Here is a 22,397-nt window from a genome sequence, read left to right as displayed (position 1 = left end):
ATGATTGTGATTCACTCGCTGCATGGCGGTGGTGCCGAGCGCGTGACAGTTGATTTAAGCGAGTTTTGGCGCGCCCGAGGCTACGAAGTAACGGTTGTCACGCAAGCCGGCCCCGAACACGATGCTTACCAGCTTCACGCCGACGTGCGCCGCGAAGTATTGGGTACAGCGGGGGCCAGCGGCAATAAATTGAAAGCGCTTTACTCGAATTTACGTCGTTTATGGCGTTTGCGGCGGCTGATCCGAAAGTATCAACCGACCATTGTTCTGGGCATGATGACAACGTCCTCGGTGCTCGCCATATTGGCGGCCCGAGGTCAATCATGTCGTGTGATCGCAACCGAACACACGCATCCGCCGTTTCAGGACCTGCCGTCGGCGTGGAAAAAAATGCGCAAGAAAGCGTATCCGCAAGCGTATAAAGTGGTGGCGCTCACCTCGGATACCGCCCGGTGGATTAAAGAAAGTATTCCCGGCAGCCAGGTTTGCGTCATACCGAATGCCGTCGTCTGGCCGCTTGCGAAAACCGATCCCGTTGTCGAGCCGCCTCCGCGCGGAACGCGCAAACGATTGCTGGCAGTGGGGCGCTTGCATTCGCACAAAGGTTTTGATCTTCTCCTGACCGCTTTTGCGTCGATTCAGTCATACTTCCCGGATTGGGATCTTGTGATTCTGGGCGAAGGTCCCGACCGGGAGGCGCTTCAGGGACAAGTGCAACAGCTGGGCTTGGATGAGCGCGTTGCCATGCCGGGTCGGGTCGGTAATGTGGGACAGTGGTATCAGTCGTCTGACCTTTATGTGCTTAGTTCACGCGTTGAGGGCCTGTCTAATACCCTGCTCGAATCAATGGCAAGCGGCCTGCCGGTTGTTGCGTTCGATTGCGATACGGGGCCGCGTGAAATTGTGCGTCACGGGATTGACGGCGCATTGGTGAGTCCGCCGGAAGATGTCGATGCCCTGGCCGCACATCTTTCCGATTTAATGGCGCATCCCGATAAGCGCAGAACGTTGGCCATGCGCGCGGTGGATGTGCGTGACCGGTTTTCGTCGGTCAGGGTCATGGCCTTGTGGCGACAAGTATTTGAAGGGGGCAATACCCCGGAGCAAAACAAAGGAAGCAGTTCATGTGCGGAATCGTAGGAGTTTGGGGCGGTATTCCCGACAAAATGGCGGTACTGGCGCGCAGTCGCGCAGCGATGCGTCATAGAGGGCCGGATGACGAAGGGTTCTGGGAGGATACTGAAAACGATCTGGGCCTGGCGCATGTTCGCTTGTCCGTGCTGGATGTCTCGCGTGCCGGGCACCAACCCATGGTTTCCGCGTGTGGGCGATATGTACTCGTGCTGAACGGGGAAATATACAACCACCTGGCATTGCGTGAGTTGTTAACGGTTCAGGGGCAGGCGCCCGATTGGCGAGGCCACTCTGATACAGAAACCTTATTGGCCGCCATGGTCGCATGGGGCCTTGAGGCAACATTGAAATCCGCCGTAGGCATGTTTGCCCTGGCTTTGTGGGATCGCAACGAGTGTGCGTTGTATTTGGCTCGGGACCGGATGGGAGAGAAGCCGCTGTATTACGGGTTTACAGGTTCAACTTTGTTTTTTGCATCGGAATTGAAAGCACTGCATCCGATTCAGGGGGTTGATTGGGCCATTAACCGGGACGCGGTGGCATTAATGATGCGGCACAACTATATTCCGGCGCCGCATTCCATTCATCAGAATGTGCGAAAACTCATGCCGGGCACCTATTTGCGCTATACGCACGACACCCTTTCAAATCAGTTCGATCAACAGGCAGTATCGTACTGGTCTTCCTACGAGGTTGCGCTTGAAGGTGTGAAGCAACCCCTTGCCTTTAGTCGCGATGAAGATGCCCTGGATGCGCTCGACGGCGTACTCGCTACATCGATCAGGGGTCAAATGATGTCCGATGTGCCGCTGGGCGCGTTTTTGTCGGGCGGCATCGATTCCTCGCTCGTGGTGGCAATGATGCAATCGCAATGCGCAGATCCGGTCAATACTTTTTCCATCGGCTTTAATGAACCCCGTTTTAACGAGGCCGAGCATGCCCGCGCCGTGGCGGAACATTTGGGCACCCGGCATACCGAGTTGTACGTGTCGGCGCACGACGCCATGTCCGTCCTTCCAGGCTTGCCGGAAATCCACGACGAGCCGTTTGCCGATGCGTCGCAAATTCCCACCTGCTTGTTAATGCGGTTGGCACGTCAGCATGTCACGGTGTCGTTATCTGGTGACGGGGGCGATGAGTTGTTCGGGGGGTATAGCCGTTATCAACGGGCGATGTCGTGGTGGGATCGCCGCGCATCGCTTCCAAATTCGCTTAGCCAGGCGGTGGGCCGTGTTTCGGGCGGTGCTGCGCGCTGGATGCCTGGGGCGAGCCGGTCGCAACGTCTGGCAAAACTGGGGCACATTCTTACGGCGTCGGGTGCGGGGCCGTTTTACCAGCAGTTCGTGTCGTATCAGGGCGATCCGGCTTCATTTGTAGTGGGTTCAAATCTGCCACCCACACCGTTTGATAAAGCGACGAATCTTGCATTTTTTGACCATATCACCTGGCTTGATGCGGTAACGTATTTGCCCGACGATATTCTGGTTAAAGTCGATCGTGCCGCGATGGCCGTTAGCCTGGAAACGCGGGTGCCGATGCTGGATCACCGCGTTTACGCTTTTGCCCGGCGTTTACCGCAGCAGTACAAGATTCGCGATGGCCAGGGAAAATGGTTATTACGCCAATTATTGCATCGTTATGTGCCACCCGCGTTGGTCGATCGGCCCAAAAAGGGCTTTAGTGTTCCGTTGGGAGAATGGTTGCGTGACCCCCTTAGGGAGTGGGCCGCTTCTTTGTTGGATCCCGTTCAATTGAAGCACGATGGTTTGTTTGATGCCGATCGTGTTCAGCAGGAATGGCGACGACATTTGTCTGGTCGGGAAGATCGCAGCGGCCAATTGTGGGGAATCCTCATGACACAAGCCTGGCTGGCGCATTATCGCGATAAAGGGTTAAGCGGTTTGTGATGAATATCCTGTTTTTTGTCAGTTCGCTGAATGCAGGTGGGGCGGAGCGGGTGGCCGTGACCCTGGCAAGCGCCTGGGCAGGTCAAGGCCATCGGGTAACGCTGGTGCCTACATATGGGAAAAAGTCGGAAAGTTTTTATGAGCTTGGCCCCGATGTGCGAGTGCATTGGCTTATTGACACCATTGTCGGGTCGGTGCTTTATCGGCGGGCGCGGTATGTGGGAAAGTTGTTGGCGCTGCGAAAGACAATCTGTCGTGAGCAACCAGACGTCGTGGTGTCTTTTCTAACCAATGTCAATGTCACCGTGTTGGCGGCATCCATTGGTTTGAACGTACCCGTGGTGGTTTGCGAGCGTACCAACCCATCGGCCAGTCGTCATAGTCGCGGTGCGTTGCACGCTTTGCGAAAGGTACTTTATCCGCGGGCCAGTGCAATATGTGTGCAAACGTCCGCTGCACAAGTTTATTTTCAGGCAAGGCTGGGCCAAAATCTTCCTTTGTTTGTTATTCCCAATCCGTTGCCGGACGATCTGGGGGGCGGCTCACGTGCATCGTTAAACGCCGACGCCATGGGGCGTTATCGTCTGGTTGCTTTGGGGCGTTTGGTTCCCGAGAAACAGTTTTCGCATCTAATACGTGTCTTTGCCGGGTTGGCCAAGCAGTTTCCGGACTGGGATTTATGGATTTACGGTGACGGGCCGGAACGGACACAGCTTGAATCCTTAATTCAGCAGTTTGACTTACACCAACGCATATTCTTGCCGGGCACAACGACGAATCCTTGGAATGTTTTGCGTGAAGGCAGTTTGTTCGCCATGACGTCTCGTGTTGAGGGGTTCCCCAATGTCCTGCTTGAGGCAATGGGCTGCGGCTTGCCCTGCATTGCATACGACTGCCCTAGTGGGCCTTCAGAGCTCATGGAGGGCGGTCGCGCGGGGGTATTGGTGCCGCTGAACGATGAACAAGGTTATGCGTCTGCGCTGGGGGCTTTAATGGCCAACCCAGGGACGCGTCGGCAGTTGGGCCAACTGGCGTTGCAACGTGTTCTGCAGCGATTCAGCCTGCCGGTTGTCTTAACGCAGTGGAGCCAAATGTTTTCCAAGGTAGGGGTGCGTCATGATTAAGTCCCCCAAAGTGCGTGTTGTACATATCATCGGTGGCCTGGGGCAGGGGGGCGCCGAGACGGTGATGTATCGTTTACTGACGCAATCATCCTCCCGCTTTGAGCACACCGTGATCTCTTTAACGGACGCCGGTGTGTTCGGGCCGCGCCTTGAGCAGGCCAATATTGAAGTCATGAGTCTGGGCATGTCTTCGGGGCGCATTTCTTGGTCGGCGTTAAAAGCGTTATACCGTTTATTGAAACAGTTGCGCCCGGATGTGGTGCAAACCTGGATGTACTACGCCGACCTCATCGGCGGGGTGGTCGCGCGGCTGGCCGGCGTTCGACATGTTGTTTGGGGTATCCGGAACTCTGGTGCACACCTGGAGCGAACCAGCCGGGCGGTGCGGCTTTCGGCCTGGCTGTGCGCGCGTTTGTCCGGGTGGATTCCGGCGGCCATTGTGGCATGCGCCAATGATGCAGCTGAACGGCATCAGAAGAAAGGATACGCAGCGGGGAAAATGCAGGTTATTCCCAATGGCTACGATATGGCGCGGTGGTCGTCCGACGCCGCCACGCGTATCAAGTTTCGTGCTCAGCTGGGCGTTTCGCTTAATACGCCGCTGCTTGGTGCCGTGGCGCGTTGGCATCCTTTGAAGGATCACGCCAATTTAATTGACGCTTTCTCTAAAGTCGTTCAGGCGCATTCGCAGGCCCGATTAGTGCTCGTGGGCGATGGGATGGATTCAGCCAATCCAGAGTTGATGGAATTGCTCAGGCGGCACGGCGTTGAGGCGCAGGTGTTGTTGTTGGGTCGTCGTGACGACATTCCTGCGGTGATGAATGCATTGGATATTCACGTGCTGTCCAGTTGCGCGGAAGGGTTTCCGAACGTGGTGGCTGAGGCCATGGCAGTGGGGGCGGCCAATGTAGTAACCGACGTGGGTGATGCGGCATACATTGTTGATGCGTTTGGTTGGGTCGCGCCGCCCCGGGATCCTGTCGCGCTTGCGCATTCCCTGGGTGAGGCAATTTGCGCCCTGGGTTCGCCGGCCATGGCCGTTCGTTTGCAGAAAGGGCGTGAGCGGGTACAAATAAAATTCAGCCTTGGCGCTATGGTGTCGCGATATGAAGGGTTATGGGCCAAGTTGGCCGGTGGCCGCCGCTTACTGATGGTGGTGAATAATCCGGCTTTTATCATGTCGCATCGTCTGCCCATTATTCAGGCCGCCCGCACCGCCGGCTACGATGTTCATTTGGCGACAATGGATGGGCCGGCAGTGGCGTCGTTGCGGGCGTTGGGCTTTACACATCATGTCGTGCCCATGAACCGTAGCGGCCGCAACCCCGTTAAAGAGATTTATACCGTTTATTCATTGTGGCGTCTGTTTCGTCGTCTGCGTCCAGCCATTGTGCATACCGTCACCATTAAGCCTGTGTTGTACGGTGGTATTGCCGCGCGGCTGGCCCGCGTTCCCGGTTTTGTGGCGGCGATTTCCGGTCTTGGGTTTGTGTTTACCGGTGCCGGCGTCAAGGCGCGGTCGCTACGCCTGGTGGCCACGCTGCTTTATCGAGTCGCTCTGGGGCATGGCAACAGTCGAATTATTTTTCAGAATCCCGATGACAGCCGTTTAATGCAAAAGTTTGGTGCCGTTCGCGAATCGCAAGTCGTCATGATTCGGGGTTCAGGCGTTGATATGCAGGCGTGGCCAGTCGAGCCCGAGCCGCCGGGGCCGCCTGTTGCGCTGATGGTCTCGCGCCTTCTGAAAGATAAAGGCGTTGAAGAGTTCGTGGAAGCCGCGCGGCTTTCCCAAACTCATCCATTAGGTGTGCAATGGAAAATAGCCGGAAGCCTCGACCCAGGCAACCCGGCCAGCATTTCCCCCGAAACCCTGGCTCAGTGGCGCGCAGAAGGGGTGGTAACTTTTCTGGGTGAGTGCGACAACATTGCAGGGCAATATGCGCAGTCACATATTGCCGTGCTTGCTTCGTATCGCGAAGGGCTTCCCAAATCGCTGATCGAAGCTGCGGCTTCCGGGCGGGCGGTTGTCACAACCGATGTTCCCGGTTGTCGTGACGCGATTGTGCCGAACGAAACGGGGCTTTTGGTGCCGGTACAAGACGCACCGGCGCTTGCGGCTGCCGTTCAAAGGTTGGCTGAAAATAAGGCGTTACGGCAGGCCATGGGTCAGGCCGGCCGGCGGTTTGCCGAGCGTGTATTTGATATTCGCGAAGTGCAACGTCTTCATTTGGAGACTTATGCGGCGCTGCTTGCGCGTAAGCGGCATACCCAGCCCAAACGCATCGAACCCCGTTTGCCTGAGTCTGAATAGCAGCGTGATCCGCAAAAATAGTCAGAAAGGGAGTTGCGCAGCGGGGGCCAGTTTTTGCAATGCGCGGCGAAACTCTGCCTGAATGCGTTCCAGCGCTTCTTCGTTGTCACCTTCAAACCGCAGTACAACCACGGGCGTGGTATTGGATGCCCTTGCCAAACCGAAGCCATCTTCGTATTCAGCCCGAACTCCGTCGATTTTGATGATGTCAGTTGCGGTGTCAAATTGCCCTTGGGCTTGCAGTTTTGCAATCAGGATGTGCGGTTCACCTTCCTGCATGTGCAGCTTCAGCTCCGGCGTGGATACGCCTTTTGGAAGTGCTTCGAGTAATTCAGAAGGGTTGTGTGATGCGGACACAATTTCCAATAAACGCGCCCCTGTGTAAAGGCCGTCGTCAAAGCCGAACCAACGCTCTTTGAAGAACGTGTGGCCGCTCATCTCACCGGCTAGCGGAGCCCCCGTTTCCTGCAGTTTTGCCTTAATCATGGAGTGCCCGGTTTGCCACATCAAGGGGGTACCGCCTGCGTCAAGAATGGCCTTACCGACATGGCGACTGCATTTCACGTCGAAAATAATGGTTGCCCCGGGTTCGCGGGATAAAACATCACGGGCGTATAAAATCAATTGACGGTCCGGCCAGATGATTTCCCCCGATTTGGTCACAACGCCTAAACGGTCGGCGTCGCCATCGAAGGCCAGCCCCAATTCGCATTCTGTCTCTTGTACAGTGCGAATCAGGTCCTGAAGGTTTTCTGGGTCGGCAGGGTCGGGATGATGATTGGGGAACCGGCCATCCACCTCGCAGAATAATTCGATTACTTCACATCCCAGTGCGCGAAACAGGGCGGGTGCTGCGACCCCCCCTACGCCATTGCCGCAATCAATGGCAATTTTCATTGGCCGCTTGAGCTTTATATCGCTGACAATGCGTTTGATGTAGTCGGCCACAGGCGAGTAGATTTTCGTACTGCCTTTGCATGGCCGTGATTCGACGCCCGGCCCTTTGGCTGTTTGGGCCTGCTGAATCAAACCTTTCAAGGTTTGAATCTGTTCGCCAAACAGCGTTTTGCCGGCCATCATCATTTTGAAGCCGTTGTAGTTCGAAGGGTTATGGCTTCCCGTAATGGCAACGCCAGACCCCGTTCCCAGGGTATGAGCGGCAAAATAAACCAGGGGGGTGGGTACGCACCCCAGGTCGACGGTGTTGATACCGGAGTCTGTAAGGCCTTTTTGCAGTGCCTGGCTTAACGCAGGACTGCTCAGACGCCCGTCGTAACCCACAACCAGTGTATCAACCTTGGCTTGCGTGGCCATTTCGGCTAAGGCTAAGCCGAGCGCATAGGCAAAGTCTTCATGGATTTGTTCGGGCACAGTGCCACGGATATCGTAGGCTTTAAAAACGGTGTCGGAAATAGACATAAAGGTTGCTTGTGATGAATCGGTGAAAATGTTGTAGTGTATTGTCGCAGGCAATTATGTCACAGGCCTGAAATCTTAAAAGAACTAGGAATATTTTTGATGGATCAGCTAGGTGAATTAGCGGCTTTGGTGGGCACCGCCAATGTTATTACGGGTAACGACGCGCAAGGTTACCTTACCGATTGGCGCGGCCGTTATTCCGGTTCGGCGCTGGCAGTTGTGCGCCCCGGCTCTACCCAGGAAGTGGCCGATGTCGTGAAATGGTGTGCGCGCCATCAGGTGCCGATCGTGCCGCAAGGCGGAAACACCGGTTTGTGTGGCGCAGCCACGCCGGATGACTCCGGGCGTGCGTTGGTATTGTCGTTGGGTCGGCTGAACTCGGTGCGCGAAATTGATACCGACAACGACACCATGGTGGTGGAAGCCGGCTGCATTTTGCAAACAGTTCAGCAGACGGCACGTGATGTTGATCGTCTGTTTCCCTTGTCTTTGGCGGCAGAGGGCAGTTGCACGATTGGCGGCAATTTGGCGTGTAATGCGGGCGGAACCCAAGTGTTGCGCTACGGTAATGCCCGTGATTTGGTTCTGGGTCTGGAGGTCGTAACGGCACAGGGCGAAATATGGCATGGTTTGCGCGGTTTGCGTAAAGACAATACCGGCTATGACTTGCGCGATTTGTTCATTGGCAGTGAGGGCACCTTGGGCATTATTACGGCAGCCACATTAAAGCTGTTTCCATTGCCTGTTGCGCAGTGTACGGCGCTGGTTGCGTTGCAAAGTGTGGAAGCGGCAGTCAGCCTTTTGTCGATTGCGCGCAAGGGGTTTGGCCCGGCTTTAACCGGTTTTGAACTGATTGCAGGTAATTGTTTGAATTTGGTTACACACCACTTCCCGCAGCAAAGAATGCCTTTCGATGGCCCGTCGGCAGCGCTGCCCTGGTATGCCTTGCTTGAGCTCTCCGACAGCGAAAGCGCCGATCACGCTCGCGAGCGGTTTGAAACGGTTGTTGGCGATGCAATTGAGGCGGAAGTGGTGGTCGACGCGGTTATTGCTGAAAATATCTCACAAAGCAAGGCATTGTGGCATTTGCGTGAAAGCATCCCTTTGGCGGAAAAAGAGCAGGGCAAAAGCATTAAGCACGACGTATCGGTTCCGGTGTCGTCAATGGCCGATTTCGTACGCACCACCAACGAGGCGATTCAGGCGCGTTTCCCGGGTCTGGAACACGTTATTTTCGGCCATTTGGGCGACGGTAATCTGCATTACAACATCGCACGCGGAACGGCGTTTTCAGAGGACGATTTGTTAGACCGGCAAGAGGCGATTTACGACATTGTTCACCGCAGCGTCCATCATTATCATGGGTCGATTAGTGCGGAGCACGGGGTTGGGCAGTTAAAGCGTGATCTGCTCGACCAGTTTAAAGACCCGGTTGAAATGAAGCTGATGCGCCTGCTGAAGCAAACGCTGGATCCACACGGCATCATGAACCCGGGCAAGGTTGTGACACCGGATGCAGGATAAGGTCTTGGTTTACACCGCCGCCTTCTCGTTGGTTCCAGGGCGGTGTTATCGTGCCTGGCATTTGGGGCAGTAGTAAGTGGCGCGCTGCCCTTGAACAATTTTTTTAATGGGTGTGTGGCAAACCCGGCAAGGTTGACCCGCACGGTTATAAACGGCGGCATGAATATCGAAATAACTGCCGGGCGTTCCTGTTGCATTTACATAATCGCGCAGGGTACTGCCGCCTGAGTGCAAGGCGTCCGACAGCGTACTTAATACGGCGTCGTGCAATCGTGAACACCGCTCCCGAGACAAGCGGCCGGCTGCGGTTTTTGGGTTGATACGCGCTCTGAACAAGGCTTCAGAAGCATAAATATTTCCCACGCCCACCACAACATCGCCGGCCAGCAATGCCGTCTTTATTGCCTGTTTTTTGTTTTTGAAGGCTTGGTGCAGCGTTGTTCCGGTAAAACCCGGGTCAAACGGTTCGATACCCAAATTGGCCAATAAAGGGTGGGTTTGTACAGGCCCGCTGCCGTGGTCGTGCCAGAGTACCGCCCCGAAGCGCCGGGGGTCATGCAACAAAAAGCGCGCGTCATCGAATACCCATTCAACATGATCATGTTTGCGTTTTATTTCGTCTAATGGCGCACGCCGAAGTGAGCCCGACATTCCCAGGTGAACGATCATGGTGCCGTTATCGAAACCAATTAACAGGTATTTCCCCCGTCTTTCACATCGTCGCACGATTTGGCCGGCAACCGTTTGGCTAAGGTGGGCGGGTATCGGCCAGCGCATACGAGGCTCGTGAACCACCAGGGATCGCAAGCGTCGGCCGGGCATGACAGTCGCTATTCCACGACGGGTTGTTTCAACTTCAGGCAGTTCGGGCATCGGTCACACTACTAATTGGAATGTTTGTGTTATTTTGCCATCATGCGCAAATCCGCTTGGCGCACTTGTGATGGTTGTGTTGAATGAAACTTTCTAATTCTTTGTTATCCATTTTGTTCGCAGGTTTTTTTCTGCAGGGCGCAGCGCTTGATGCGAATGCGCAAACGGGCAGCCCGTTAGAGCCTACTCCTTCGGCTGAGCCTGTAGAGCATATACATTTGCACCCCGATTCGCTGCCTTCGGTGAATTTAACCGGCGAAATGTTATACAAGTTGCTGGTTGCCGAGTTTGCAGCGCAAAGGGGGGAGATGGGTGTGGCGACAGACGTATTCTACGAGCTGGCGCGTACGACTTCCGATCCACGGTTGGCAAAACGGGCATTCCAGTACGCCATGGTGGCACGCAATTTCCCCAAGGCGAACCGCGCGGCTCAATTGTGGGCATTGATTGCACCAAACGACCCTGAAGCAGTTGCGAGCTCGTTGGCGATGTCCGCGTCGAACGGGGAAACGGAAGGCTTGGCCGATGCACTCTGGAAGCGCATTGAAAATGCTCAGGATAAAGAAGTGGCCATTGGTCAGGCCGCAGCCATTGTCAGCAAGTTGAATGACCGTACGGCAGCCTACGACATTTTGCGTTCGGCATTGCGCGAACCGGTGCAGGATTTGCCGGTCACCTGGTTGGCGCTTTCAGACATGGCGTGGGCGGCGAGCGACCCGGGGCGCGCACTGGCGCATGCCGAGCGCGCCCAGCAGCTTGATCCTGCGTCAGAGCCGGCGGCTCAACGTATTCTTGAGTATGGCTTGAAAGTTGATCCCGACGCGGCGATCAGCGCGGCTCAACGTTACCTCGAGCGGTATCCGCAGGCAGACGACCTTGGTTTATTGCTTGTACGGCGGCTAACAGAAGTGGGTCGTGTTGACCAGGCATTAATGCAGGTTCAGGCAATGCGTGAGGCTGCGCCGGAAAATTTTGATTTGCTTTACACCGAAGCGGAAGTGAATGCCCGATCGGAGCGATATGACCAGGCCAAAGCGTTGTTGAACGAATATATCGCAGTGCAAATGCAGCGGCGCGAGTCGATTGACGATAAAGCCAGTAATGCGATAGCAGACGCCTCCGACGCGCGGCTGATGCTGGTGCGAATTGCCGAGCGCCAGGGCAATCTCGAAGAAGCGATCGAACAGTTGAGCCTCATCGACGATCCTTCCTTGATTTTTCAATCGCAAATTCACAAAGCGGTGTTGTATGGCCGAATGGGCAAGCTGGAGCAGGCGCGTGGAGTGATCGATGCGATTGCGCCCCAGAATGATCAGGAGCGGACCGTAGCGGCGTTGACGTTGGCTTCGATATATCGTGATGCCGGGCGTACAGACCTGGCGGTTGAAACGCTTGAGAAAGCCGACAAAGCATTACCTGATACGCCGGAAATCAAGTACGACTTGGGAATGCTTTACGAGCGCCAGGGCAAGTACGACGCCTTTGAAAAAATGATGCGGCGAATTATCGAGCTCACGCCCGACGACGCCAATGCATACAACTCTTTGGGCTATACGTTTGTTGAACAGAATACACAGTTGGACGAAGCCCAGGCTTTACTTGAAAAGGCGCTGCAACTGGAGCCTGATAACCCGTACATTCTGGATAGTGTAGGTTGGTATTTTTATCGTACGGGCGATTATGAGTCTGCGTTGCAATATTTGCAGCGCTCATTTGAAATCTTGCCTGAGGCCGAGGTTGCGGCACATTTGGGCGAGGTGTTGTGGGTGATGGGCCGAAAAGACGAAGCGCGCGATATCTGGAAGCAGGGTAAGCAAAAAGATGCAAGTAACGAAACCCTGCTTAAAACCATTGAACGGCTTGGGGCCGAATAAGCATGTCGCAGCGGCTCTTCATGCGTGTGTGGGTTGTTCTCTCGCTATTGGCGTTCCTGGCGGCATGCGCATCGCCGCCGGCGATTCAGGGTACCGACCGTTCGGCATTTAGCAGAACCGGGCGGTTTGCCGTAACGGTCACTGAGCCGGGTACGGCGCCGCAGGCCGTGCAGGGGGGGTTCGCCTGGCGCGATTCGGGTCAAACACAACAGCTGGATTTGGCAAACCCTATGGGGTCGGTATTGGTCAGGGTGGAAATCAGTCCCGCGCGAGCGGTCTTGATTAGAAGCGACGGTTCCCGCGAGGTTGCGCCGGATGCCGATGCGCTTTTGGCACAGGTTGTGGGAACCGACATGCCCATACGGGGGCTTAAACAGTGGCTTCAAGGGGAAGTCGATGCAGCGGCAACCCAAGTAACGCGAGGCGAAAATGGGCGGCCGACGGCGCTTGTTTCGAATGGCTGGGCGGTCAGGCTTTCCCGTTACGACAATGAAGGGCCCCGTATGCTCGTGCTTGAACGGCGTCATGATACGCAACAGGTTCGTGTTCGTTTGGTTGTTGATGGGGCATAAATTTGTCTGCGCTTTACGACGTTCCGGCTCCCGCCAAATTGAATTTGTTTTTGCACGTCACAGGGCGTCGCCCCGACGGTTATCATCTCCTGCAGTCTGTTTTTCGCTTTATTGATTTGTGTGACTACCTGGATTTTGAGGTACGTTCCGACGGGCAGATTGTCTGTGAGTCACCGTTGGCCGGACTGAGTTCAGACGACGACCTGGTTGTCAGGGCGGCACGGGCGCTGCAATCGGCAACGGGCGTCAAGTTAGGGGCACAAATTCAGTATCGCAAAGCCATTCCTTCGGGTGGTGGCCTGGGGGGCGGATCAAGCGATGCCGCCAGCACGCTTATTGCCCTGAACCGTCTTTGGAAAACAGGTTTGTCGCGTGCCGAGCTCATGCGTTTGGCCCTGCCGTTGGGAGCCGATGTGCCGGTGTTTGTATTCGGGCAAAACGCTTTTGCGCAAGGTGTGGGTGAAGATCTGCAACGCGTTGAGCTGAGCAGCGTCAGTTATGTTGTTGTTCAACCTGCTCTGCACGTGGCGACAGGACACGTTTTTTCCGACCCTGATTTGACAAGAGATACAAAGCCCATCATAATTACGGACTTTGCTGAGTGGCAAAAGTTAGCCGATAACAGGTTAAGGGTGGCGCAGTCGGCCGGTTTAAACGTTATTGGCACCAGCCAGGAAAATGGGGTGCGCCCCTTGTATGGTTGGAATGACTTGCAGCCTATTGTTTTGGCACGTTATCCTATTGTTAAGCAAGCATATAATTTGTTGCTTGAGCTAGGTTTAAAGCCAAGAATGACGGGTTCCGGGGCTTGTTTGTTTGTTGAATTTGTAACAACTGAGCACGCCCAGGCATTTCAACAAAAAATTGTCGCTAAAATAGCGTGCTATGGAAACGACAGTACAAAGGTCGTTAGCAACACTTGGGTTTGCTCGGGTTTGCAGGAACATCCTTTGTATCACTGGTTAAACAGTTAGGTGGGGAATCGCCAAGTTGGTTAAGGCACTGGATTTTGATTCCAGCATGCGAAGGTTCGAATCCTTCTTCCCCAGCCAGCCTTCTTGTATGAAGCCTATGCAAGGCTTGCAATAAATGCCAAGCTGTTGAGTCGACCCCGAATAGGGCGTACGGGTCAACAGCTTTTCTTATTTAACGCTTCGGAATCTATACCATTCATCATGGCACAAGACAGATTCATGATCTTTACCGGCACAGCCAACCCCCGTCTGGCCGTTGACGTTGTCAATCATCTCGATATGTCGCTTGGCAAAATGACGGTAGGTCGTTTCTCAGACGGCGAAGTGATGGTTGAGATCAACGAGAACGTGCGTGGCAAAGACGTCTTTGTGCTGCAGCCAACCTGTGCGCCCACGAACGACAATCTCATGGAAATCATGGTAATGGTCGATGCGCTACGTCGCGCATCCGCAGGCCGCATTACAGCGGCCTTGCCTTATTTTGGCTACGCACGCCAAGACCGTCGCCCACGTTCCGCGCGTGTTTCCATCTCCGCCAAAGTGGTTGCCAATATGCTGCAGGTGGTGGGTGTGGATCGCGTCATGACAATGGATTTGCACGCCGATCAAATTCAGGGCTTCTTCGACATTCCCGTTGATAACGTCTACGCCGGGCCCATTTTGCTTGGTGATATCTGGCGCCGTAACTATAAAGATGTTGTTGTTGTATCGCCCGATATCGGCGGTGTGGTGCGTGCCCGCGCACTGGCAAAGCAACTTGAAGCCGACCTGGCTATTATCGACAAACGTCGCCCGCGCGCCAACGTGTCGGAAGTGATGAATATTATTGGTGAAATAGAGGGGCGCACGTGCATCATTATGGATGACATGGTCGATACCGCCGGCACCCTTTGCAAGGCAGCACAGGCGTTGAAGGAACGCGGTGCGTTGGGTGTGTATGCCTACTGTACTCATCCGGTTCTGTCGGGTCAGGCGGTTGAGCGAATCACCACCTCCGATCTCGATGAGCTCGTTGTAACTGATACCATTCCGCTCTCGGAACCGGCTAAAGAATGTGGGAAGATTCGCCAGCTTTCATGTGCCTCCCTGTTAGGCGAGACGATGTTGCGTATTTCGAATGCCGAGTCGGTAAGTTCGTTGTTCGTTGATTGATTTTTTGGCTGCGGGTTGCGCTGGTCGCGGCCTCCCGCAGGTGTTTGCAGCAATTTAGCTGTGTTTTTTTCTGGGTCTAAAGCCCGATTTGGAGTTTTCCATGAAATTTAATGCCACTTTGCGTAGCGTACAAGGTACGAGTGCGAGCCGCCGCCTGCGCCACGCAGGCCGTGTTCCCGCCATTGTTTACGGCGGTGAAGAAAAGCCGTTGAACATTGAGCTTGATCACAATGAAATTTTCCATGCCTTACGCAAGGAAGAGTTCCATGCCTCTATTCTCGACATGAATGTCGATGGCAAAGAGCAGAAGGTATTGTTGCGTGCGGTTCAATGGCACCCATACAAGCAGCTCGTTTTGCACATCGACTTTCAACGTGTAGACGCCTCGCATGTTATTACTACCAAGATACCGCTGCATTTCGTGAATGGTGAAACGTCTCCCGCCGTGAAGTTGGGTGGCGCGGTTATCAGTCATGTGATGACTGAACTGGAAATTACCTGCTTGCCCGCCAACTTGCCTCAATTCATTGAGGTTGATCTGGCCAAGATGGTTGCGGGTGAAAGTGTTCACCTTGATGCGGTTACCTTGCCCAAGGGTGTTACGTTTGCTGCGCACGGCGGCGATACGAACCCTGCATTGGCTGTGGCCCTGGTTAAGGGCGGCGCCAAGAACGCTGGTGGTAGCGATGACGACGAAGCCGAAGGTGAAGAAGCCTCGTCCGACGACGCTTAATTCATTCGCGTTTTATATCCCGTTGCGACGGGTTCTGAAACCCCTGCCGGTCGTTGCCGTCAGGGGTTTTGTTTTACAGTTAGCGCTTAATATACAAAAGCATAGGCCAATATGACGACTGGCATCAGATTGATAGTGGGTTTGGGAAACCCGGGGCCGGAGTACGATGCTACCCGCCATAACGCCGGGTTTTGGCTGGCCGATCAGGTCGCGCGCGATCTTTCCGCTCAATTCAGCATTGAAAAATCTTTTTTTTCGTGGGTTGCCAAGGCACGTGTTCAAGGCGACGCCGTTATCATTGCCAAGCCGATGACGTTTATGAATCGGTCCGGGCAGGCAACGGGCGCGTTAATGCGGTTTTATAAGCTGATGCCTGAGCAAGTTCTTGTTTTGCACGATGAACTGGATTTGCTTCCCGGAGATGCGAAGTTGAAGCAAGGCGGCGGTCATGCGGGGCATAACGGCCTGCGCGACATCCAATCCCAATTGGGTAGCGCCGCATTCTGGCGTTTGCGTATCGGTATCGGGCATCCTCGTACGCTGGGCCTGAATCAACAGGTGGTGGGCTTTGTGTTGAATCCCCCGCGGCGTGAAGACACGTTAAAAATCGAATCTGCACTCGATCGCTGCCGTGCTGTTGTGCCTGCCTTAATTGAAGGCCGGTTTGAGCAGGCGATCAATCAGTTGCATAGTGGCAATGGGAGTTAAGGTGGCGTGGCCCTCATTTTCCGCTGAACTGCGCGACTTTATTGCCTTCATCAAGCAACCCAATCTACGTCGTTTGCCTGGCCGGTCGGCGCGCAGAGGGTGGCTGGAAGACTGGTTTGCTCATCTGGATTTTGCGCGGCTACTGAAATGGGCCGGCTTGCTTTGGCTAATGAATATGGTGGTATTGGGGCCAATTGCCGTTGCCGCCGCCGGCGCGGGCGGGGCCGAGCACCGCTTGCGTCTCGACGCTTTGCCCTGGTTGCAGGCGCTTGTTTGGGCACCCATCGTGGAAGAACTGGTGTTTCGCTACGGCCTTCGCATGCCGGGGCACGCGCTGTGGCTCGTACCCGTGAGCGTTTATGCCTTGTTATCAGGCCCGCAATGGGGTTCGGCTTTTTTGGTTGGGTTGGTTGTGCTGGCGTGCTGGTGGCCCTATTTGTTTCGGTCGAGTGCTGCTCCAAAGCCGCTACCCTGGCGGTTACGCAAAACCTACCGCCGTTATTTCGGGGTGGTGGTACATCTGTCATGCTTGCTGTTTGCCGCCGTGCATTTAGGTAACTTTTCTTATAATGAAACACCATTGTGGTTACTGCCTTTTCTGGTGTTGCCGCAATGGGTTACCGGTTTGGCTTTGGCTTGGCTTCGGGTGCGCCGGGGTATCGGTGCGGCGATGGTGCTCCATGGTATTTTTAACGGTGGCCCGCTTTTGGTGATCTGGTTGGTGATCAGTTGGTTGCCACCCCAGTAATCACAATCGTGTGATGCCGCAAGAGCGCGGCGAAGCGCCCTCCACTTGTTCCGACAGCGTGCCTGACTAATTTTTTGCTCGGGTTACAATCGCGCATCGAATGTGACTTTAATTTAAGGACTTCCATGGCTTTGCAATGTGGCATTGTTGGCTTACCCAATGTTGGTAAATCAACTTTATTTAACGCGCTAACCAAGGCGGGTATCGCCGCTGAAAACTATCCTTTTTGTACGATTGAGCCGAATGTCGGCGTGGTTGAAGTGCCCGATCCGCGCTTGCAGGCCCTGGCTGAAATCGCCAAGCCCGAACGCGTGTTGCCCGCCGTGGTGGAGTTCGTTGACATTGCGGGTTTGGTTGCAGGGGCTTCCAAAGGCGAAGGCTTGGGGAACCAGTTTCTTGCCAACATTCGTGAAACCGATGCCATTGTGCATGTAGTGCGCTGTTTCGAAGACGAGAACGTGGTTCACGTAGCCGGGCGTGTTGACCCCGTTTCTGACATTGAAGTCATTAATACAGAGTTGGCGTTGGCCGATTTGGCGACCGCCGAAAAATCACTTCAGCGTCACCAGAAAACGGCGCGGGCGGGCGATAAAGAAGCAGCCAGGATGGTGTCGTTGCTCGAGAAAGTGATTCCCTCTTTAAATGAGGCGAAAGCCGTGCGTTCTTTGGGTTTGGATGAGGACGACCTGTTGTTGTTGAAACCTTTGTGTTTCATTACCGCCAAGCCTTGTATGTATGTGGCAAACGTCATTGAAAGCGGTTTCGAAAATAACCCGTATTTAAAGGCGGTTCAGGATTACGCCAAGGCCGAAAATGCGCCGGTGGTGGCGGTTTGCGCTGCGGTAGAAGCTGAAATTTCTGATCTTGAAGACGAAGACAAGGCCGTGTTTCTGGCGGATATGGGCATGGACGAACCCGGGTTGAATCGTGTGATTCGTGCAGGCTATCGCTTGCTTGGTTTGCAAACATACTTCACCGCCGGCGTAAAAGAAGTACGTGCCTGGACGATTCGTATCGGGGATACCGCACCGAAGGCGGCTGGAGTTATTCACACCGACTTTGAACGAGGCTTTATTCGCGCACAAACGATCGCCTACGACGATTTCATCGCATGTAAAGGCGAGCAGGGCGCGAAAGAGGCGGGCAAAATGCGTGCCGAAGGCAAGGAGTACGTCGTTAAAGACGGTGATGTATTAAACTTCTTGTTTAACGTTTAATAGTTTAAGTGTAAAATTATTTGCTGCATCTATATGTAACAATCAATTTATCTATTGGATAAATCATATAGCGCCGATTACGCTATCGCTGAAGTCCATGGGGCAAGTCCTAGTTCAATAATCCGCCGTTACATGACAGACTTCAGCACAACTTGCTTGTAAGACAACAGGAGACGAAGAATGAAATTATTAAAGAAAGTTGCCAGTGCGCTGGCGGTTGCTACGATCTTTGCGGCGGGTTCCGCTTCGGCCGACGAAGTCGTACTACGCGCTGTGAATGCGTTCCAGCCGGGTTCAGTGGTTGCCAAACCTTTCGAGCGTTTTGTTGAGCACGTCAACAAGGAAGGCAAAGGTTTGGTTCAAATTAATCTTATCGGTGGTCCTTCCGCGATTCCTCCTTTTGAAATCGGTAACGCCGTGTCGTCGGGTGTTGTCGATATGGCTTATGTCACCAGCGCGTTTTATCCAAACCTGCTGCCTGAAGGTGCTGCAATCAAGCTTACCGAACGCCCCATGAGCGAGTTGCGTGAAAACGGGGGTTGGGAGCTGCTGAATGAGCTGCACAACAAGAAAATGAATGTCTGGTACCTTGCACGCTCGGGTGAAGGGGTGCCGTTCCATTTGTATGTGAACAAGCCCGTCGAGAAAGCAGATCTTTCCGGTCTTACACTTCGCGTGACGCCCGTTTATCGTTCCTTCTTCGAGAAGTTGGGTGCAAATGCCATCCAAACGCCCCCGTCCGAGGTATATACAACGTTGGAGCGTGGTGTGGCCGATGGCTACGGTTGGCCGATTCAGGGCATTCTCGATTTAGGTTGGCACGAAGTGACCAAAGCACGCGTTGACCCTGGTTTTTATCAGGTCGAGGTGAACGCTTTGGTTAACCTCGACAAATGGAACTCACTGACCGATGAGCAGCGTGCCTTCCTGACGGAAATGGGGCTGTGGCTTGAAGGTTTGAATGCAGAGAACGCAGCCATTAACGAAGCAGAGAAGAAGAAACAGGCAGACGCCGGTATGGTTGTTTATGAATTAACCGGTGCCGAGCGTGAAAAGTGGATTAACCAGGCACGTGAGTCTGGTTGGGCAGAGGTAGAAGAAGTTGCGCCTGAATCTGCTGCACGTCTGCGTGAGTTGCTGGCCAAAGAGTAACGTTGCGGTTTCTGTTAGTGGCGCATCGGGCATTCAGCCCGATGCGCGTTTTGTGTCTATCTTATCCAATCGGCTCCTACCATGGCATCCCCCAATCCTGTCGCGCGTGCATACAATGGACTCATCACTTGTCTTGCCGTCATATCCGGGTTCATTTTTGGTTTAATGGCTTTCTTTATCGGGGCCGACGTTTTCATGCGCAACGTCATGGATTCCGGCATGCCTTGGGTTATTGAAGCGACAGAGTACGCTATGTATGTGGCAACGGTGTTTGCCGCACCGTGGGTTTTGCGGGAAGGAAGCCACGTCAGTGTCGATGTCATAACATCCGTGTTACCCCAGCGATATGGTCGGTACGTTGTTCTTCTGGCTTCGTTGTTGGGTTCAGTAATTTGCCTGATTGTGTTTTATTACAGTGCAATAGCAACCATCAACGCATTCGAGCGCTCCAGCATGGTTTATAAATCGTTCACAATCCCAGAGTGGTGGGTAAACGTTTTCGTTCCCTTTGGCATGGCTTTAATGACAATTGAGTTCTTTCTTTTGTTTTTGAGTCGCCTGATTCATCCCTCAACAGCAACTTCAGGAAATCAGGTTTAAATTATGGAATGGACCGTCGCACTTTCGATTTTGGTGGGTACGCTGGCATTTTGCCTTCTCCTGGGGTTGCCTGTAGCAGTAAGCTTTTTTGGCGTCAATATTGTTGGGGCTTTCATTTTTCTGGGCGGCGAGGTTGGGTTGGTTCAGATGACCCGCAACGTGGTCACCGCCATTACAAACTATAATCTTGCCCCCATACCATTGTTCATCCTTATGGGTGAAATTCTATTGCACTCGGGTATGGCATTTAAGGCAATTGATGCAATTGAACGGCTTATTACCAAGATACCCGGGCGAATGTCGGTAGTGGCTGTAGTTGCAGGTACCGTTTTTTCGGCCTTATCGGGGTCAACCATTGCGAACACCGCCATGTTGGGTCGTTCACTCATGCCCGAGATGTTGCGCCGGGGCTACCACCCCACCTTATCGATGGGTCCCATTATGGCGACGGGTGGGATTGCCATGTTGATCCCGCCTTCCGCCTTGGCGGTTCTGGTAGGTAGTTTGGCGGGGATGTCGATTTCGCGATTGTTGATCGCGGGTATTCTGCCGGCGCTCATCATGGCGACTTTATTTTTCGGTTATATCGTTGTACGGGCGAAATTGCGGCCTCAAGACGCCCCTGCCGACGATCCCGTACAGCGCAGCCTGAAAGATCGCTGGATGCCGTTTTTGATTTACGTGGTTCCCTTGTCCGGTATTCTCATTGTCGTAGTGGGTTCGTTGTTGGGTGGTATTGCAACACCCACCGAATCGGCTGCCCTGGGTGTTATTGCCTCATTTGTGGCCGCCGCCGGGTATCGCTGCTTAAGCTGGTCGGTTATTTGGGCTACTTTGCGCGAAACGGCCCGCACCAGCGCCATGATTCTTTTCATCATTATGGCGTCCACCACCTTCAGCCAGATTTTGTCTTTTTCAGGTGCCACCTCGGGCATGGTGAGCCTTATTACCAATGCCGGCGCCGACCCGTTTATGGTGTTGCTAGCCATGATTCTGGTGTTGCTTATTTTGGGTTGCTTCATCGATCAGGTCAGCATGGTCATGATAACGGTGCCGCTTTTTATCCCGGTAGCTAATTCGGTGGGTATTGACCTAATCTGGTTGGGTGTTATTTATCTTCTCACCATGGAAATGGCATTCCTCACGCCGCCATTTGGGCTGCTGCTGTTCGTCATGAAAGGGATTGCGCCGGAAAGTATTGGAATCAAAACGGTTTACCGCGCAGCAATGCCATTCCTGGCAATGATGTTCACAGTTCTGATCCTGGTGCTTATTTTCCCGGGAATCGGGTTATGGCTACCCAGCCTGATGAGATAAGGCTTGCTGCAACGCTGTTGTTTAAAGGTTGCTCATCGTTTTACGGATTGTTTCAATGAGCCAGGCTTGGGGCGCGTTTTGCCCCTGCTGGCGATCCCAGTGAACCCGCACCTCTAACGGCGGCACCTCAAAAGGCAGGGGCAGTAATTTAAGGCCACCATATCCTTCAAACATGCGCCCAATGGTGCCTGGCACAATAACCAAAAGATCCGTTGATGTGATTAAGTGCGGCAACACCGTGAACTGTTGAACCTGCAGGGCAATTTTCCTGACGATGCCGGCGTTACGAAGAATGGACTCCAAGTGTTTGTGGCCTGTTAGTTCCGATGATACATGGGCGTGGCGCGCGGTCAGGTAGGTCTCCAGGCTCAATTGCGTTTTGATCGTGGGATGGCTCGACGACAGCAAACACCAGTATTCCTCTTTTAATAGCAGCGCGCTTTCAGTCAGTTTGCCGATGAGCGGCAAATTCCCAACGGCGGCATCGATTTTTCCTAACGCCAACGCTTCCGGGAGCGTTTCCGGCGGCGCTTGCATTGTCTCGATTTCGATACCTGGCGCATTGTGCTGAATGTATTTAAGCAGTGGCGGTAAAAACGCCAATGCTCCAATATCCGACATGGCCAACCTGAATCGGCGGTTCGACAGTGTGGGGTTAAACGCACGTTGCTGATCAACCAGTTCATCAATCTGATGCAAAATGGCACGGAATTTTTCGTAGCAATCCTGCGCACGCCGGGTTGGAACCATGGTGCGGCCTTCCCGGATAAAAAGCCTGTCGTTCAGAATCTCACGCAAGCGGGCCAGCGTATAACTTATTGTGGGTTGCGTGAGTGTCAGCCGCTCGGCGGCGGCTGTGACGCTGCCCGTTTCATAAATGGCCACAAAGGCTTTAAGCAACGGAACGTCGAGGGTATGTGTGTAGTCCATGATTTAGTATAGATCATTTCTATACGTAAAAAATAAACTATCTATTGGATTTATTGATCCCACCATATTACCCTACGCTGATAAGTTGATCCATCGCTCGTTTGCCGGGCGTTGTGGTGTGTTTTTGC

General features: G+C 53.9%; 19 protein-coding genes, 1 tRNA gene and 1 pseudogene. 18 read left to right on the top strand and 3 right to left on the bottom strand.

The features are described from left to right. The 5 genes and pseudogenes from G9Q38_RS14520 (at position 1) to G9Q38_RS15390 (ending at position 6,476) form a co-directional block, all read left to right on the top strand. Complete coding sequence (locus tag G9Q38_RS14520) at positions 1-1,140, top strand: glycosyltransferase family 4 protein (RefSeq protein WP_166132439.1); 1,140 nt, start codon at positions 1-3, stop codon at positions 1,138-1,140. Next, on the top strand, positions 1,125-3,041 hold the full coding sequence (gene asnB / locus G9Q38_RS14515) for an asparagine synthase (glutamine-hydrolyzing) (RefSeq protein WP_166132158.1): 1,917 nt from the start codon (positions 1,125-1,127) through the stop codon (positions 3,039-3,041). Before G9Q38_RS14520 ends, asnB begins: the two co-directional genes overlap by 16 nt. Next, on the top strand, positions 3,041-4,165 hold the full coding sequence (locus G9Q38_RS14510) for a glycosyltransferase family 4 protein (RefSeq protein WP_166132157.1): 1,125 nt from the start codon (positions 3,041-3,043) through the stop codon (positions 4,163-4,165). Before asnB ends, G9Q38_RS14510 begins: the two co-directional genes overlap by 1 nt. After that, positions 4,158-5,159, top strand: a pseudogene (locus tag G9Q38_RS15395) (glycosyltransferase family 4 protein); the annotation flags it as partial. The gene G9Q38_RS14510 and the pseudogene G9Q38_RS15395, both read left to right, overlap by 8 nt. Positions 5,160-5,291: 132 nt before the next feature. Continuing rightward, positions 5,292-6,476 carry a glycosyltransferase family 4 protein gene (locus tag G9Q38_RS15390; RefSeq protein ID WP_370523896.1) on the top strand — a complete coding sequence of 395 codons (1,185 nt, stop codon included), beginning with the start codon at positions 5,292-5,294 and terminating at the stop codon, positions 6,474-6,476. A gap of 21 nt (positions 6,477-6,497) precedes the next feature. On the opposite strand, the gene G9Q38_RS14500 is transcribed toward G9Q38_RS15390, so the two are convergent. After that, positions 6,498-7,895 carry a phosphomannomutase/phosphoglucomutase gene (locus G9Q38_RS14500; protein WP_166132155.1) on the bottom strand — a complete coding sequence of 466 codons (1,398 nt, stop codon included), beginning with the start codon at positions 7,893-7,895 and terminating at the stop codon, positions 6,498-6,500. A gap of 99 nt (positions 7,896-7,994) precedes the next feature. Here G9Q38_RS14500 and G9Q38_RS14495 point away from each other — a divergent pair, with 99 nt between their 5' ends. Next, positions 7,995-9,419, top strand: a complete 1,425-nt coding sequence (locus G9Q38_RS14495) for an FAD-binding oxidoreductase (RefSeq protein WP_166132154.1) — start codon at positions 7,995-7,997, stop codon at positions 9,417-9,419. Between the two features lie 45 nt (positions 9,420-9,464). Here the strand turns inward: G9Q38_RS14495 and mutM are convergent, their stop codons facing one another. After that, positions 9,465-10,292: a bifunctional DNA-formamidopyrimidine glycosylase/DNA-(apurinic or apyrimidinic site) lyase gene (gene mutM / locus G9Q38_RS14490; RefSeq protein ID WP_166132153.1), complete on the bottom strand. Its 828-nt coding sequence runs from the start codon at positions 10,290-10,292 to the stop codon at positions 9,465-9,467. A gap of 83 nt (positions 10,293-10,375) precedes the next feature. Here mutM and G9Q38_RS14485 point away from each other — a divergent pair, with 83 nt between their 5' ends. From G9Q38_RS14485 to G9Q38_RS14430, 12 genes are all read left to right on the top strand, one after another. After that, entirely contained in the window at positions 10,376-12,166 is a 1,791-nt protein-coding gene (locus tag G9Q38_RS14485) for a tetratricopeptide repeat protein (protein ID WP_166132152.1), read from the top strand. 2 nt (positions 12,167-12,168) lie between these two features. Next, complete coding sequence (locus G9Q38_RS14480) at positions 12,169-12,738, top strand: outer membrane lipoprotein LolB (protein WP_166132151.1); 570 nt, start codon at positions 12,169-12,171, stop codon at positions 12,736-12,738. Then, a complete protein-coding gene (ispE, locus tag G9Q38_RS14475) occupies positions 12,735-13,712 on the top strand; it encodes a 4-(cytidine 5'-diphospho)-2-C-methyl-D-erythritol kinase (RefSeq protein WP_166132438.1) in 978 nt (325 codons plus the stop codon). The genes G9Q38_RS14480 and ispE overlap by 4 nt, the downstream gene beginning before the upstream one ends. A gap of 1 nt (position 13,713) precedes the next feature. After that, a tRNA-Gln gene (locus G9Q38_RS14470) sits at positions 13,714-13,790 on the top strand. 123 nt (positions 13,791-13,913) lie between these two features. Next, positions 13,914-14,864, top strand: a complete 951-nt coding sequence (locus G9Q38_RS14465; protein WP_166132150.1) for a ribose-phosphate pyrophosphokinase — start codon at positions 13,914-13,916, stop codon at positions 14,862-14,864. Positions 14,865-14,964: 100 nt separating this feature from the next. After that, positions 14,965-15,597: a 50S ribosomal protein L25/general stress protein Ctc gene (locus G9Q38_RS14460; protein WP_114421516.1), complete on the top strand. Its 633-nt coding sequence runs from the start codon at positions 14,965-14,967 to the stop codon at positions 15,595-15,597. A gap of 111 nt (positions 15,598-15,708) precedes the next feature. Beyond that, a complete protein-coding gene (pth, locus tag G9Q38_RS14455; protein WP_166132149.1) occupies positions 15,709-16,305 on the top strand; it encodes an aminoacyl-tRNA hydrolase in 597 nt (198 codons plus the stop codon). Next, on the top strand, positions 16,295-17,053 hold the full coding sequence (locus G9Q38_RS14450) for a CPBP family glutamic-type intramembrane protease (RefSeq protein ID WP_166132148.1): 759 nt from the start codon (positions 16,295-16,297) through the stop codon (positions 17,051-17,053). Before pth ends, G9Q38_RS14450 begins: the two co-directional genes overlap by 11 nt. A 125-nt stretch (positions 17,054-17,178) precedes the next feature. Continuing rightward, positions 17,179-18,270 (top strand): redox-regulated ATPase YchF, encoded by a 1,092-nt coding sequence (gene ychF, locus G9Q38_RS14445; RefSeq protein ID WP_166132147.1) that lies wholly within the window; start codon positions 17,179-17,181, stop codon positions 18,268-18,270. Positions 18,271-18,450: 180 nt separating this feature from the next. Next, a complete protein-coding gene (gene dctP / locus G9Q38_RS14440) occupies positions 18,451-19,422 on the top strand; it encodes a TRAP transporter substrate-binding protein DctP (protein ID WP_166132146.1) in 972 nt (323 codons plus the stop codon). Between the two features lie 81 nt (positions 19,423-19,503). Then, the gene (locus tag G9Q38_RS14435) at positions 19,504-20,022 is read left to right on the top strand and encodes a TRAP transporter small permease (RefSeq protein WP_166132145.1); all 519 of its coding nucleotides are present in this window, start codon (positions 19,504-19,506) and stop codon (positions 20,020-20,022) included. A gap of 3 nt (positions 20,023-20,025) precedes the next feature. After that, positions 20,026-21,339 (top strand): TRAP transporter large permease, encoded by a 1,314-nt coding sequence (locus G9Q38_RS14430; RefSeq protein WP_114421522.1) that lies wholly within the window; start codon positions 20,026-20,028, stop codon positions 21,337-21,339. Positions 21,340-21,360: 21 nt separating this feature from the next. Here G9Q38_RS14430 and G9Q38_RS14425 read toward each other — a convergent pair whose 3' ends face one another. Next, positions 21,361-22,269 carry a LysR family transcriptional regulator gene (locus G9Q38_RS14425; RefSeq protein WP_166132144.1) on the bottom strand — a complete coding sequence of 303 codons (909 nt, stop codon included), beginning with the start codon at positions 22,267-22,269 and terminating at the stop codon, positions 21,361-21,363. Between the last annotated feature and the right edge of the window lie 128 nt (positions 22,270-22,397).

The organism is Pusillimonas sp. DMV24BSW_D (genome assembly GCF_011388195.1).
Taxonomy (GTDB): Bacteria; Pseudomonadota; Gammaproteobacteria; order Burkholderiales; family Burkholderiaceae_B; genus Neopusillimonas; species Neopusillimonas aestuarii.
Note: the sequence above shows the minus strand (reverse complement) of the source record. Positions and strands in the feature narration are given on the sequence as shown.